10 protein-coding genes are annotated in these 13,842 nt (G+C 66.4%); 3 read left to right on the forward strand and 7 right to left on the reverse strand.

Translation table 11 applies throughout. The annotated features are described in order from the left end of the window. Positions 1-110: 110 nt before the first annotated feature. The 7 genes from CHB87_RS00555 to CHB87_RS00585 all read right to left on the reverse strand — a co-directional run bounded on the left by CHB87_RS00555 (position 111) and on the right by CHB87_RS00585 (position 9,423). Positions 111-494, reverse strand: a complete 384-nt coding sequence (locus CHB87_RS00555) for a hypothetical protein (protein WP_089406453.1) — start codon at positions 492-494, stop codon at positions 111-113. A gap of 159 nt (positions 495-653) precedes the next feature. Then, entirely contained in the window at positions 654-1,739 is a 1,086-nt protein-coding gene (locus CHB87_RS00560) for a glycosyltransferase family 4 protein (RefSeq protein WP_089406454.1), read from the reverse strand. Positions 1,740-1,978: 239 nt separating this feature from the next. Next, positions 1,979-2,899: a glycosyltransferase family 2 protein gene (locus tag CHB87_RS00565; RefSeq protein WP_089406455.1), complete on the reverse strand. Its 921-nt coding sequence runs from the start codon at positions 2,897-2,899 to the stop codon at positions 1,979-1,981. Between the two features lie 68 nt (positions 2,900-2,967). Continuing rightward, entirely contained in the window at positions 2,968-4,362 is a 1,395-nt protein-coding gene (locus tag CHB87_RS00570; RefSeq protein ID WP_142988138.1) for a hypothetical protein, read from the reverse strand. Beyond that, the gene (locus CHB87_RS00575) at positions 4,359-5,720 is read right to left on the reverse strand and encodes a hypothetical protein (RefSeq protein WP_089406457.1); all 1,362 of its coding nucleotides are present in this window, start codon (positions 5,718-5,720) and stop codon (positions 4,359-4,361) included. The genes CHB87_RS00570 and CHB87_RS00575 overlap by 4 nt, the downstream gene beginning before the upstream one ends. Positions 5,721-5,741: 21 nt before the next feature. Beyond that, positions 5,742-6,974, reverse strand: coding sequence for a GumC family protein (locus CHB87_RS00580; protein WP_176441527.1), 1,233 nt, complete (start codon positions 6,972-6,974; stop codon positions 5,742-5,744). A gap of 19 nt (positions 6,975-6,993) precedes the next feature. Continuing rightward, positions 6,994-9,423, reverse strand: coding sequence for an SLBB domain-containing protein (locus CHB87_RS00585; protein WP_089406459.1), 2,430 nt, complete (start codon positions 9,421-9,423; stop codon positions 6,994-6,996). 152 nt (positions 9,424-9,575) lie between these two features. Here CHB87_RS00585 and CHB87_RS00590 point away from each other — a divergent pair, with 152 nt between their 5' ends. The 3 genes from CHB87_RS00590 (at position 9,576) to CHB87_RS00600 (ending at position 13,831) form a co-directional block, all read left to right on the forward strand. Further along, positions 9,576-9,800: a hypothetical protein gene (locus CHB87_RS00590; protein WP_089406460.1), complete on the forward strand. Its 225-nt coding sequence runs from the start codon at positions 9,576-9,578 to the stop codon at positions 9,798-9,800. A 234-nt stretch (positions 9,801-10,034) separates the two neighbouring features. Then, the gene (locus tag CHB87_RS00595; protein WP_217896990.1) at positions 10,035-11,300 is read left to right on the forward strand and encodes a Zn-dependent hydrolase; all 1,266 of its coding nucleotides are present in this window, start codon (positions 10,035-10,037) and stop codon (positions 11,298-11,300) included. 170 nt (positions 11,301-11,470) lie between these two features. Continuing rightward, on the forward strand, positions 11,471-13,831 hold the full coding sequence (locus tag CHB87_RS00600; RefSeq protein WP_089406461.1) for a choice-of-anchor D domain-containing protein: 2,361 nt from the start codon (positions 11,471-11,473) through the stop codon (positions 13,829-13,831). Positions 13,832-13,842 lie beyond the last annotated feature (11 nt).

Genomic DNA, 13,842 nt, shown 5'->3' on the forward strand with positions numbered 1-13,842 from the left:
TCTTTAAGCTGCGACCAGTCTAACCCGGTCTGACCATTCTGTATGCCGCAATAGAGTCAAATTCTCCCAGATGGGTTGCTTTAAGGCCGATGCGGGTGACCGGGTCCGCTTCAGGCGACGGCGTTCTGCGCGGCCTTGTTCTCGACGGCGGCCGTGGCGGCGGCGACCAGCGTCTCGGTGCCGTTGGTGATGCCGAGATAGCTGGTGATGATGGTCTCGCCGACGCCCAGGGTCGCCTCGATCTCGGCCAGACTCTCTCCCTGGGAGTAGAGCAGGCGCGCCTCGGCCTGTTTAGAAAGCTGCACCTGGTCCGAATCGGTCGTCTTGGCCGTCTGCTGCTTCGCAACCGACGCGCTCGATTGCGCCGTCGAGGGCAGCGGGCTCAACTGCGCGACGGACGAACTGCTGGAGCCCTGGCCGGAATACTGGCCCGCATACTGGCTCACGGGCAGGCTGCTCACTCCACTCAAATCGATGCTTGCGATGGCGCTCATCTTCGATCTCCTTCCGGGCTTCCTGTTCAAGCAAGCTGGGCCGGCCGAGCCGTACCCAATACTGCTTCTGTCTCTGCGTTCATCGGCATAGCCGCAGCGAACTTGAGAGGTGTCACGAGAAAAAAACGGGCGATGCACGGCGCGAATCGTACGACACGATCAGCCCAGCAGGTGGTTCAGCACCGGGGCGGTGTCCGCGGCGCAGCGAGCGTAGCTGAACTGCTCCAGCCGCCGGCGGCCGGCGGAGCGAAGGGCGTTCATCCGCCGCGCATCGAGGACCGCAAGCAAAGACTGGGCGAGCGACGAGGCGTCGTGCGGGTCGAAGTAGAGGGCCGCGTCGCCGGCGACCTCGGGCAGCGAACCAGCGTTCGAGACGAGCACGGGACAGTCGAGCTGCATGGCTTCGAGCAGAGGCAGACCGAAGCCTTCGTAGACCGAGGGCAGCACCAGCGCGGCCGCGCCGGCGTAGAGCTGGATGAGTTCGGCGTCGGAGACCTCGCCGGCGAAGCGTACGCGGTCGCCCATGTTCGCTGCCTGGCGGAGGACGGCTGCGTCTCCTGTGCCAAGTCCGTGGACGCGTCCGGCGATGACGATGCGGTGGGGCAGGCGACCAGCCACCTGGGCAAAGGCCTCCAGCAGCCGGGTGAGGTTCTTGTTCGGCTTCACATTGCCCACGAAGAGCAGGTAGGGGCAGCCATCGGCTTCGCGATGCGGCTCGGCCTGGGTGGGCCAGCCGGCGTCGAGGCCGGGATGCGTCACCGTAATCTTGCAGCGTTCGACGCCAAGTTTCGCGACCAGCTCGCCGGCGGTGAACTCCGAGACCGTCAGCAGCGCGGAGGCCTGCGCTGCCGCGCGCTCGATCAGCAGACGCGCATAACGGCGCTTCAGTTCGCTGTCGAGCAGGGCGGGCAGAGCGATCGGCGCGATGTCGTGTATGGTGACGACCATGCGGCCGCGATGGTAAAGCGGCGCGTTATAGTGCGGAATCCAAAGGAGGTCGGGCGATCCCCAAAGCCCACGCAGGCCGAGAAGCTGCTCCTGAGGACTGTAAACGGCGGCCGTTGTCTCGACGATCTGAAGGCGCGTATCGCTCAGCCAGGCAGCCTCGCCCAGCAGACCGGGACGCGTGACGACGCGGATGGAATCGGCCGTCAGCAGGGGCAGAAGCTGCGGGACGAGATTCTGGAGGTACCGCCCGATGCCGGAGTTGCGGTACGTGCGGAGATCGATGGTCAGGCGCGGCATCGTGGCTTCACGGCTTCGGTCTGGCCCTGCACATCGCGGTTGCCGGAGGTATCGATCTGGCTGCGCATTCTTGCCTCTGAGTGTAGACGAGACAGGAGAGAACGCCAAATGATCGACCGTGCCGTTTTAGAGACGTTCTGATTAAGTCCGCAACCCATATCCCAGGGGCTAAAGCCCCACTGACTCTGCGGGGCTTATTGTCCGGGCTAAAGCCCGGACCTATCCTAATCAGAGGTTCCTTAGAGGCGTTCGCTAAAGGCGCGGTTGCGCTCCTGAAGGAAGATTCGCACGCCGTGCAGGACGGCCGTGAAGTTGCTCCACTCCCGCCGCCGCAGACGATTGCCGAGCCGCAGCAGCAGATAGATGGCTCCGGAGACGGCCGGAACCGGCGCATGGCGGAAGAGCAGACGCAGGGTCGAGGTGGTGGCGAACTGGTCGATCAATGGACTGTGTCTGGGGCTGCTGGCGCCTTCGCGGTGCAGAATGGCCGTGCCTTCGGCAAGGACGAGAGGGTGGCCGGCGCGGTGAAGGCGGAGGCACAGGTCGACGTCGTCGCAGTACATGAAGAAGCCTTCGTGCAGGATGCCGACCTGCTCCAGCACCCATCGCGGCAGCAGCATGCATGCGCCGGTGAAGAAGGCCGACTCCGGCCCGAAGTCGGCGGGCGCGGTGAAGTGCGAGACGTAGGCGGTCCAGAGGTTGAAGCTGCCGCCTCCCCAGGCCTGCACCTTCGCGGGATCGTGCGCGTAGTAAAGGATCGCGCCGACGACGCCTGCCTGCGGGTTTCGCCGCGCTGTCGCGACGAGCCGGGAGAGCGTATCGGGCGGCGCGACCGTATCGTTGTTGAGCAGCCAGACGTAATCCGCACCCTGACTGTACGCGAGCCGCGTGCCGACGTTGCAGCCGCCGGGGAAGCCGAGGTTGGCGCCGGTCTCGACCAGTTGCACCCAGGGGTGCGCGGCGCGGATGCGGGATACGGAGTCGTTGGTCGAGCCGTTGTCGACGACGATGACCCGCAGGCCGGGGTAGGCCTGCAGACGGAGCGACGCGAGACAATCGATCGTGTCCTGCCAGCCGTTCCAGTTGACGAGCACGCAGGCGACGCTGGGCGCGCTCATGGCGGCGTCTCCGGTCTCGATCCAACCCGCCAAATCCGACATCTCTCTCCATCGCTTCGAGCGAAGTTTCTTGTGAGCTTACCTCAACCGGGGCGGCCGTTGCCGAGAGTTCATTGCCGCGCGTAGAGGCGAAGCAACTGATGGTTCACGGTGAGCGTGGTCAGGGGCCGGAGCGGCGCCAGCCGGAGCAGTTCCGGACAGTAGAGCACCTGCCGCGGCGCCAGTTCGGGACTCTCCGGTGGGCGATCGAAGCAGAGATAGAGGTTGGCGTTGCCGGCCTCGGACATAGTGCTCTCCGCCGCCGCGACGTAGCGTTGAGGATGCGCGAACCAGAGGCGGTAGTCGCCGTAGATGCGGAGGTCGCGGTCGTTCAACCCCAACTGGCCGGCGGCTGTCTCCACGGCGGCGTGGACGGTCTGGATATCGCGCGCGCGAAAGCCTTGTCCCTGCGTGAGATGGAAGAGATACAGATATTGCGGGATCGTATAGAGGACGATCGCGGCGGCGGCGAGCCCGGCGCGCTGCTCGGCGCGAAAGGCCGTGAGCGCCAGCGCGACCAGCGCGGGATAGAGAAAGATCATGTAGGACGGGTTGCCGTGCGGCATCGCGATGGAGAAGATCGTCAGCGCGAGTGCGACGAGAGCCAGCGCATGCGAGGCGAACTGCTGGCGGCGGCGCCAGTAAACCACCGCCGCCAGCAGGAAGCAGGCCAGCTCCGGCAGATGCCGCAGCCGAGCCAGAAAATACGAGGCAAAGAAGCCGCCAGTAAAGGCGAAGCCCTTCCCTCCGGCGGCGGGCGCCATGCCGCGGAGCAGCGAGAAGACATGGGGATGAAGCGCGAGATAGACCAGCAACGCCGCCCCCAGCGCGGCGCATTGCGCCAGGATCAGCCGGCGGGTGGCCGGATAGAGGCTATAGGTCAGGACCAGGGCCGCGACGATGCCAGCCAGCGCGGCAGGCTCGATCTCCGCCGCCAGTGCGGCGATGAACAGGCCCGGCACGGGACGCGCATAGGCTACCAGCAGGAGACCGAGCGAGATGAGCGCGAAGCTCAGGAACTCGTAGCGGAACTTATTCGCCATGGAGACGCACGGCTCCGACAGCCCAACCGCCAGCAGGAAGAGCGCGCGGTAGCGTGGCGTGTAGCCGAGCCGCCGCAGTTGCAACTGCCACAGGCCGAGCGCAAGCACCGCAAAGACGGACGACAGCACCGCGGCCGGCCACTGCTGCCAGCCAGCGGGAGCGAGCACCAGCCCCTGCAGCGCGGCAGCGAGGCGTCCAAAGAGCTGGGTGCCGTCCATCCCGCCCGGAAAGCGCATCCTCATGAACCGGTCGTCGACGATGTGGTCCACCCAGGCGTTGTACGAGAAGGAAAGGAACCACGGGTTGTCGATATCGTAGGGCCGGTAGCGGAGAAAGGGCGCAAGATAGAGGGTCAGCAACCCAGCCAGCATCAGCACTGGCGTAGCCCATGTCCTCGACCGCACCCCGCGCGCAACGCTCAAGCCGCCACCCCGGAGCCCAGCGGGACGGAGCGGCGTGCGAGCCGGTAGGGCAGATTCTCCGCGTGGCGCAGATGGAAGCCCACGATAACCACCATGGTGACGTGGAACCAGAAGTAGACGCGGAGAAGATTCTGATCGACCAGCAGGATCGCAAACTCGTACAGCAGGGCGCGCACCAGCGCACGCAGCCACTTGGCGCGCTCATCCTGCCAACGCCTGCGGATGAGCGCGAACTCTCCCAGCGTGATGGCGGTGAAGAACCACAGAAAGGGCAGGATGCCCAGCACGCCGCTGCCCGCCAGCACCTCGATGAGTACGGGAAAGCCCCAGTTCACCTTCAGGTCGGCGGCGGTGGCGACCTGCTGGCCGTGCAGCTCCGCGATGCGCGCGGCGACGCCGCCCATGCTGCGACCGATCAACGGCTGCTCCTTGAAGACGGTCCATGTGTCGTCGAACTGCATCGCGCGCGTGGTGACGGAGTGAGCCGCGGTGTTGTTCAACCCGGAGCCCTGCAGGAAGGTATTGAGGTCCAGATGCTGCGAGAGCGTGCGCAGCCCCTGCGCGACGAGCACGGCGCCGAGAAGCATCAACGCGACGACGCGGCCACGCGGCAGCGCGATGCGAATATCTCCCCGGGCAAGACGCCGCTTGGCGCCGCCGAGTCCGCTCCAGAGCACGGGCAGGAGACGCGCCGCCCCCTCGACGCCGAGGAAGATCCAGGCCGTCTTGCTGGTGGAGAGAAAAAAGATGATGCCGACGCCCCAGGCGATGTAGCGCCAGCGCGGGTCGCGCGTGATCTCCGCCCGCGAGGCCCGCAGGTCGATCAGCATGATCCAGCCCATGAGCAGGTAGGTGGCGAAGAAGGACGGCTCATAGCTGAAGCCGTTCACGCGCGGCAGCACGCCATGGATGATCCACTGCTGCACGAGATAGTGCCCGAGATGCAGCGAGGGCGTGACGAACTGGAAGAGACCGAAGCCGGCGATGAAGAGATAGGAGTAGAGGTAATACCGCATCAGCACCTCCACATGCGCGCTGCGGCCATAGACCTGCAGCATGGCGAAGACGGAGACGACGGTAAAGACCAGCAGCAGATAAAGCTGGATGCCGCCCATGCCGGCGGTGCTGACATAGAGCAGCACGCCCTGCAGCGTCGTCCAGCAGAGCAGCGAGACGCCGCCGCGCGGCAGCAGGATCACGCCGGATTGCAGCATCTTCGCCATGGCGCAGATCAGCATCAAGACCATGATGAGTTGGCCCGGACGCAGCGAACCGCCGATATTGAGCACCCCGAAGACGTCGAAGGACGACGTGAAAAAAGCCACGCCGACGAGCCAGTCGATCACCGAAAGAGTCATGGCGCACCTCGCTTGCCGGAGCTACCGGGCCGCCGGACCATGCGTCTCATCGGCGCCTCCCGACACGAGCTGACGATACCGCGCGCGATTCTCCGGATTCCGCGCGACCGTCCGGACGAAGGCTTCGAGAAAGGTATAGACGAAGCCGAAACCGAGGCCGCCGGCGATGCCCAGCAGGCAGTAAAGCGTGCGGGGCGGCCAGGACTTGTGGTCGGCCGGCACGGCGGGATCGAGGATCTGGACCATGGAGATGGTCTTGGCCTCCTGCTGGCGTGCGGTCTCGAACTGCTTTTCCAGCAGCTCGAAGAGCGTCTCGTGAAACTTCACCTCGCGCGCAAGCCGTGTGTAGGTGAGGGTCTCTCCGGGCGCCTTGGAGGTGGAGAACCCGGCCTCTTCTCCGCTTCCGCTCTTCATGGCGGCGAGCTGGCCCTCGAGACTGGCAATCTCCGCCCGCAGCCGGACGACCTCGACGTTCTGCTCGGTGGCCGACTGGAGCATGCCGTTGAGCTGAATCTGCCGGAGCCGCAACTGCGCGCGTGTGTTTTCGATCGCGGTCAGGGCGGCCTGCGCCTGCGCCGGCGGCAGCATCAAGCCGGATCTCTCCTGCTCCTGCTTCAGCGCGACCTCAGCATCGGCAAGCGCGTCCTTCTCCTGGACCATCTGGCGCTCGTAAAAGACGCGCTGCTGTCCCGCGGAGGTGATGGCGAGCGTCTGGTTCAGCCGGTCCAGCTCCGTGAGGTAGCCGTTGGCGAGCGTGGCTGAGAGATTCTTGTCGCCCGTCTCGACCGTGATGCGGATGAGGCCTTCCTTCGAGGCCTCGAAGATGCTGCTCGCAGCCAGCGCACGCTCCGCGTCCGCGCGGGTCTTCGCGTGATAGAAGGCCATCAGGCCGTTCTTGTCGATAAGGCGGTCGGCCAGGGAGCGGCTCTTCAGGATGTCGACGTACACCTCGAAGCCGCCGCCCATCAGGTCCAGTCCGCTGGCCATCTGCAGGGCCAGACCGGCGGCGCTGGGGTTGGCCTGCGGGACCAGCAGCACGGCGGTGGAGGAGAAGCGCGGCACGGCGGTCAGCATCCAGGCGAGCATGAGGCAGAAGCCGGCGACACCGAAGAGAAACGTGCGCAGCCAGTGCCGCTGCTGCACCAGCAGGAGCGCGAAGAGGTCCAGCTCTCCTCCGGAGGGAGGGGCTGGCGGCGGGCCCGAAGGCTCGGGGCGAAGCTCTGCGCGGTACGGCGTGGGGCTCTCTAACGACACCTGCAACTCCTTTGGCCTACTATTTCAACACTTCGATGGCTGCCGCGCCCAGACCGAACTGGCCGACGATATTGGAGATATCGAGCAGATTGCGCAGGATCGCCCGGCGATCGAGCCGCAGCGGCACAACAATGGTGTCCCCCGGATTGATGAGCGCGCGGTCGACCTTGCCGTACTGGTTGCTGAAGACGGAGCCGTCGGCGCGGATGACGAAGGTGCGTTTGGCGTCGGCCTGACGATCCGGGCCGCCGGCCTGGCGGAGGTAATCGATCGTGCGGCGGCCGCTGGAGTAGACGAAGGCGTTGGCGCTGTAGACCTGGCCGGCGACGTTGACCACCGAGGGCAGACGCGGCACGACAAAGCGATCGCCATCCTCGAGCGCGAGGTCGGGCAGCGAGTCGATATCGTGCGAGTCCGGCGTGAGCGGCAGGACGATGCGTCCGATGGGCTCCTGCTGGCGGAGCCGAGCGATAGCCTCGCGCGCGTCGGCAAGCGAAGCGGTGGCGGAGGCGGCGTCGCGGTCGTTGATGGCCTTGGCGTTCGAAGACGCGGCCGCGCTGGTCACCTGCGCGTCGAGCGACTGCGCGTACTCGTTCAGGCGCTGGCGTTCGACCCGGCGGGTGGACTCGCGCGTGAACTCCGACGCGTAGAGATAAGCGTCTGGCGTGAGTCCGCCGGCGCGTTTCAGCAAGTGACGGAGCGTCTCGCCGGGCTGCACGCTGTAGACGCCGGATGCGACGAACTCGCCTTCGAGCCGCACGAAGCGCGTCTGCTGCGAGGTGGGCACGTTGATGTCGGCGTTCGAAAAGATGGTGACGACGTCGCCGTCGAGCAGCTCCTTGTTCTCCGCCGGGTCGCGGTCGAGCACGACCTTGCCGAGGTTGAACGGGATGAGCGAGGTGGTAAGGGTGCGGGCGTCGAGCCGCTCGATGACGGCATAGCTCCAGTTGATATCGGGCGCGCTGAGCACGACATCGTTCTTCGCCTGGAAGACGCCGCTGTTGCTGGTGAGCGCGGTGGCGACGGAGTTGCCGCTCTGCCCTTGCGCGCTGCCGCGTTGAATGGCCTGCGACGGCGTGGCGGAGGCGTGAGGACCGACCGCGCCTTCGGTCGCGTCCGAGGGCGCGGTCTGGTTCTCGCCGTAGTCGGACGAGATCTGGCCGAGCTCGTTGCGGCGGCGGAAGTAGTTCCTCGTCACCAGCGCGTCGCGGCTGGGGATCAGGTCCAGCACGTGCATGCCCTCGTGCCAGACGTAGCGGCCGGGGTTGGCGACATTGCCGCGCAGCGTCACGCTGGCGTGAAACTTATCGAGCACGGCGGGCACGGTGACGATATCGCCGGTCTGCACATAGGGGTTCTGCCCCTGCGCGATGTCGACGTCGACGACCGAGCGCATGGTGTGCTCGAAGACGCGCTCCAGCCGGATATGCGCGCCGGCGGCGAGCGAGGTGAGTCCGCCGGCGAGGTCGATCGCCTGCTGGACCGTCGTGCCGGGCAGCGTCTCGTAGATGGCCGGATTGGGCACGGAGCCGAGGACAGCGGTCTGCGGACCGGCGACGGGGATGAAGATGACATCCTCATTCTGCAGCGGGATGTCTTTGCTCTTGTCGCCGTGCAGCAGCAGGTCGTAAAGATCGAAGTGCGCGATGGTCTGCTTGCCGCGTTGCACCTGGATATCGCGCAGGCTGCCCTGCGGCAGGACGCCGCCCGAGGCAAAGAGCGCGTTGAGCAGCGTGCTGAGCGAGCTGACGGTGTAGGCGCCCGGACGGCGCGCCTCGCCGACGACGAAGACCTGGATCGACCGCAGGCGGCCCATGCCGACGCTGACGTCGAAGTTGCGATAGACCTGGCCGAGACGCGTCTTGAGGAAGGTCTGCGCCTCTGAAAACCGCAGCCCGGCGAGGTGGACGGGGCCGATCTGCGGGAGCGAGATATCGCCGCTGCGGTCGATGGCGAAGAGGCTCTGTTGGTTGACCTGGCCGAAGACCTGGACGCGAAGCTCGTCGCCGGGACCGAGGACGTAGTCGGGGCCGACGGGCACATCCTCGACCGGCGCGAAGGTGCTGGGAACATTGGCGAAGAGGCTGGCGCCGAAGATGGCCAGGGGCTGGCCGGTGGTCTCCTGCACGGTGCGCTGGAAGTCGGTGAGGCGGTCGGGCGGCGCGAGGAGGACGGAGCCGCGGCTCACGCGGGTGTTCTGGTTGCGGGTGTCGTCGGCGCCGGCGCGGGCGCCGTCCTGCTGGTTGGCGCCGAGGGGCTGCGCGGCGGGCGTCTGAGCCGGCGCCATGGCGGCAGCGGGCGCGGCGGCGGCGGGCGCGGCAGCCGCCGCCTGTCCGAAGGCCGGCTGCGTCAGACCGATGCAGAGCAGCAGCGCGGAAGACAGGACCGGAGCTGGCCGGAGGAATCCGCGGAGGCGGGCGGGGCGTTGAGGCGACTGCACTTCGGTCACGACTCTGGGTCCTGTCATCGGGCAAGATTTCGGCATGGGCCTGGAAGGGTCGAACGCTACCGGCACGAGCCTGCGCCTAGTCTACAACCTAAAACCGCTTGCGGAGGGCAACGGCGGTTGTCGCTTCGGACTCCTAACGGGCAGAGGTGTTTATGGCACAGGCAACGGCAGTCGCAACGGGAGTCAAGGAACAGTCGCTGCACGACCCGAAGGTCGCGGCGGAGCCCTCCGGGCCGAAGGGCGATGTACACAACACCGCCGGAAGCGGACCGACGAAGGTGCAGTCGCCCACGCCGGAGAACAAGCTGGGGGCCATCGACCCCTCGGCGCCGGGAAACACGGGGATTACGCCCGGGACGGCGGGAGAGAAGTCTTAGGGACTTGGACCAGGTTTGTGGTATTCGGACAAAGCCTGTCATTCTGAGCGCAGCGAAGAACCTGCTTTTTGCCTGGAGAGCTGCGGCGCTTCGAGCGAGAAGCAGGTCCTTCACTCCGTTCAGGATGACAGGCTTTTAGGTAGTTGATGACGGACTTTGGGAGTGGTTCCGCCAAAGAGTTTTACAATCGCAGCACTGCCCCCGGCAGAGCTTGCGCCCAACCCCGAGGTGAATGTGCCGACCGAAGTCTCTTCCCGCTTTGCCGTAACTGCGAGCAACGTGATCGAAAACCTGACCGAACTGCGGGCGCTTACCGGCGACACGCACGGCGCGCAGCGCGTCGCCTGGACCGACACCTGGCTGAAGGCGCGGGCGTGGTTCGAAGGCAAGCTGGGTGCACTGCCTTATAAGGTCGAACGCGCGACGGACGCAGCCGGCAATCGCTGGGTGACGCTGCGCGGGACGACCGAGCGGTCGCTGATTCTGGGCAGCCATCTCGACTCCGTCCCGAACGGCGGCTGGCTCGACGGGTGTCTCGGCGTGGTGACGGGACTCGAGGTGCTGCGCTCGCTTGCCGTCTTCTACGACGGCCTGCCGCCGATGACGATTCGGCTGGTGGACTGGGCGGACGAGGAGGGCGCGCGCTTTGGGCGAAGCCTCTTCGGCTCGTCGGCCTTTGCGGGTACGCACAGCATTGCAGCGGACCGAGTCCGGACCGACCGGGACGGGGTAACGCTGGAGGACGCGCTGGCGCGTTGCGGCGTCGCGGTCGAAGGGATCGGCGCGGCGGCGGACGAGCGCGGGCAGGCGGCGGCATACCTCGAACTCCACATCGAGCAGGGCCCGGTGCTTGAAAATATGGGCTGGCCGTTGGGCGTCGTCCTGGGCACCAAGGGAGTCGAACGGCATCAGATTACGTTCTTCGGGCAGGAGGCTCACTCCGGTTCGACCCCAATGGCGGTGCGGCGCGACGCGCTGGCCGCGGCGGCGAAGCTGGCGCTCGAGATTCGTCCGATCGCGCGGAAGCATCCCGATGCGGTGGCGACGATGGGCAGTGTGAAGACCTTTCCTGGCATTGTGACGGCGGTCGTCGGGAGGTGCGAGGCGACGCTCGACATGCGCGATCTCGACGCAGGCGTGCTGGCCGGGATGTTCGCCGAGGCCAAGGCCGCGAGCGAGCGCTTCGCCGAAGAGGAAGGCTGCACCGTGGAGTGGTCGCGCATCTGGAGCATCGAGCCCGTGCCCTTCGCCCCGGTGCTGATCGGGCTGTGCGAAGAGGCGATCGTGGAGACGGCAGGCAAGGCGCACAAGCTGCCGTCCGGCCCGTTGCACGACGCGGCCGAGGTCGCGCGATGCGGCATCCCCACGGTGATGATGTTCGTGCAGTCGCTCAAAGGCCTGAGCCACAACAGTCTGGAAGACACGCGGCTGGAGGATCTGGAGGCGGCGGTAACGGCGTTTGGACGGCTGGCGGCGAAGACGGTGGTGGCGCTGGGGTGAGTGCGTCTGCCCGTGGGTGGGTTCGTCTGAGGCGCGTTCCGGAGTTCGGAAAGTTTTGGCGAAGACTTTGCCTGCTGCCTCTATAATGATCGCCACGTAATCCCGGCGCAGAAATCCTCGTCTGTACCTGGTACCGCCCCGAATCTTCTTTGCTGGCAGGCTTCCCTTCTATGCGCTTTTCCCTTGGTTCGGCTCTCGCCTTCCTCGCTCTCAGCCTTCCGGCCTTTGGCCAGGCGCCGACGACCTGCACCAGCGGCCTGTGTACGCAGCAGGTCACGTGCCCGAACGGCGGGACCACCTCGATCAGCGGCGTCATCTACACGCCGAACGGGACCGACCCGCTGCCGAATGTGCTGGTCTATATTCCGACCGCGGCGGTAGACCCGTTTACGGCGGGCGTGAGCTGCCCGGTTCCGGGTACGCCGCCCTCGGGTTCGCCGCTGGTGGGCGCGACGACCGGCACCGACGGCAGCTTTACCCTGACGAACGTGCCGGTGGGCGCGAACATTCCGCTGGTAATCCAGTCCGGTCGCTGGCGCCGCACCGATCAGGTGGTGCCGATCACGACCGCCTGCACCAACACCGCCTTCAGCGCACGCATGCCGCGCACGAAGGCGGAGGGCGATATTCCGAAGTTTGCCGTGGCCACGGGCGCCGCCGACCAGGTGGAGTGCGTGCTGCTGAAGGTCGGCATCGACCCCAGCGAGTTTACCGATCTGGGCGGCACGGGGCGCGTCAACCTCTTCGCGGGCAGCGGCGCTTCGGGCTCGGTGATCAGTCAGTCGACGACCGCCTCCGAGACCACACTGATGTCCGACCCGGCGGTGCTGAACAGCTACGACGTGCTGATGCTGCCGTGCGAGGGCGGGGCGTATCCGGCGGCCAAGACGGCAGCCGAGTACACCAACCTGGTGGGCTTCGCGAACGCCGGCGGACGCGTCTACTCCAGCCACTACAGCTACCAGTGGATGTACCAGAACGGCCCGTTCGCGGGCGTGGTGAACTGGGCCGTCAACCAGGCGACGCTGGGCAACTCCGGCACCGGCGTCATCGACCAGACCTTCGCCGAGGGCAAGACGCTGGCGGCATGGCTGCCGCTGGTGGGCGCGACCACGACGCCGGGACAGATCACGATCGACACGTTGAAGCACGACTTTAACGGCGTCATTCCGCCGACCCAGTCGTGGATGACGCTCGTCGATCCGCCGTCGAACCCGGTCATGCAGTTCGTCTTCAACGCGCCGGTGGGCGCCTCGACCAACCAGTGCGGACGCGTGCTCTTCAACGAGTACCACGTGGAGGCGCCGTCCAACGGGACGACCCCGGCCGGAACGACCTTCCCCAATGAGTGCAATACGGCTGTGCCGATGACTCCGCAGGAGAAGCTGCTGGAGTACAGCCTGTTCGAGCTGACCAACGACGGCACGGCCGCAACGCTGACGCCGGCCTCGGCCGACTTCGGCTCGCAGCCGATCAACTTCCAGACCGCCTCGCAGACCTTTACCTGGACCAACAACTCCACCTTCGCCGAGGGCGTAACGCTGATCAACGCGAGCGGCGACTACGTGGTGACGGGCAGCAACTGCGTCAGCGTGACGCCGGGCGGAACGTGCAGCATCAACGTGGCGTTCAATCCGACGACGACGGGAACGCGTCCGGGCACGCTCTCGGTCGGTTCGGGCGCGACGACGCTGACCTCGACGCTGACCGGCATTGGCATTCCCGACCTGGTGGTGAACTTTACCACCCTGAACTTCGGCAACCTGGACGTCGGAGCGACCGCGACGCAGACGCTGGTGGTGACCAACAGCGCCAGCGGTCCGGTGACCGTGCCGGGATTCGTGACGACGGGCGACTACAGCGTTTCGACGAACTGCCCTGCGCTGCTGGCGGGGCTGGCAAGCTGCTCGGTGAGCGTGACGTTCAAACCGACGACGACGGGCCCACGCCCCGGCACGGTGGCGGTGAACTCCTCGAGCGCGGCTTACTCCGGCACGCCGTCCTCGCTGACGGGCAATGGCATCGACTTTACGATCGTGGGAACGCCGACCTCGGGCACGGTGGTGGCGGGGCTGGGCGCGGCGCTGAGCACGCTGACGACGCCGGTGGCGGGCTTCTCCTCGCAACTATCGCTGAGCTGCACGACGAATGCCGCGGCCTCCAGTTGCACGCTGGGCTCGAATGTGTTCGCCCTGACCGCTCCGGTGACGACCACGGTGACGATCGGGACGACCTCGAAGTACACCGTGATCGGATACGGCGGCTTCGGCGGGCAGTGGATGTGGGCCGTCGGCCTGGGCAGCGGTCTGCTGCTGTGGTTGAACCGGCGCAACGGGCGGCGCTTGCTGCGGGGCGCATTGATGCTGCTGGTGCTGGTCGCGGCCAGCACATCGTTGACGGGTTGCAGCGGGCATCTGCCGGCGGAGAACGCCGCCTACACCGCGCCCGGAACCTACACCTACACCATCACCGCGACCGATGGCTTCCTGGTGCATTCGGCGACGTACTCGCTTACGGTGAACGCGAAGTAAGCGCACGGCAA

Origin of the sequence: Granulicella rosea (assembly GCF_900188085.1) — a bacterium.
Lineage (GTDB): Bacteria > Acidobacteriota > Terriglobia > Terriglobales > Acidobacteriaceae > Edaphobacter > Edaphobacter rosea.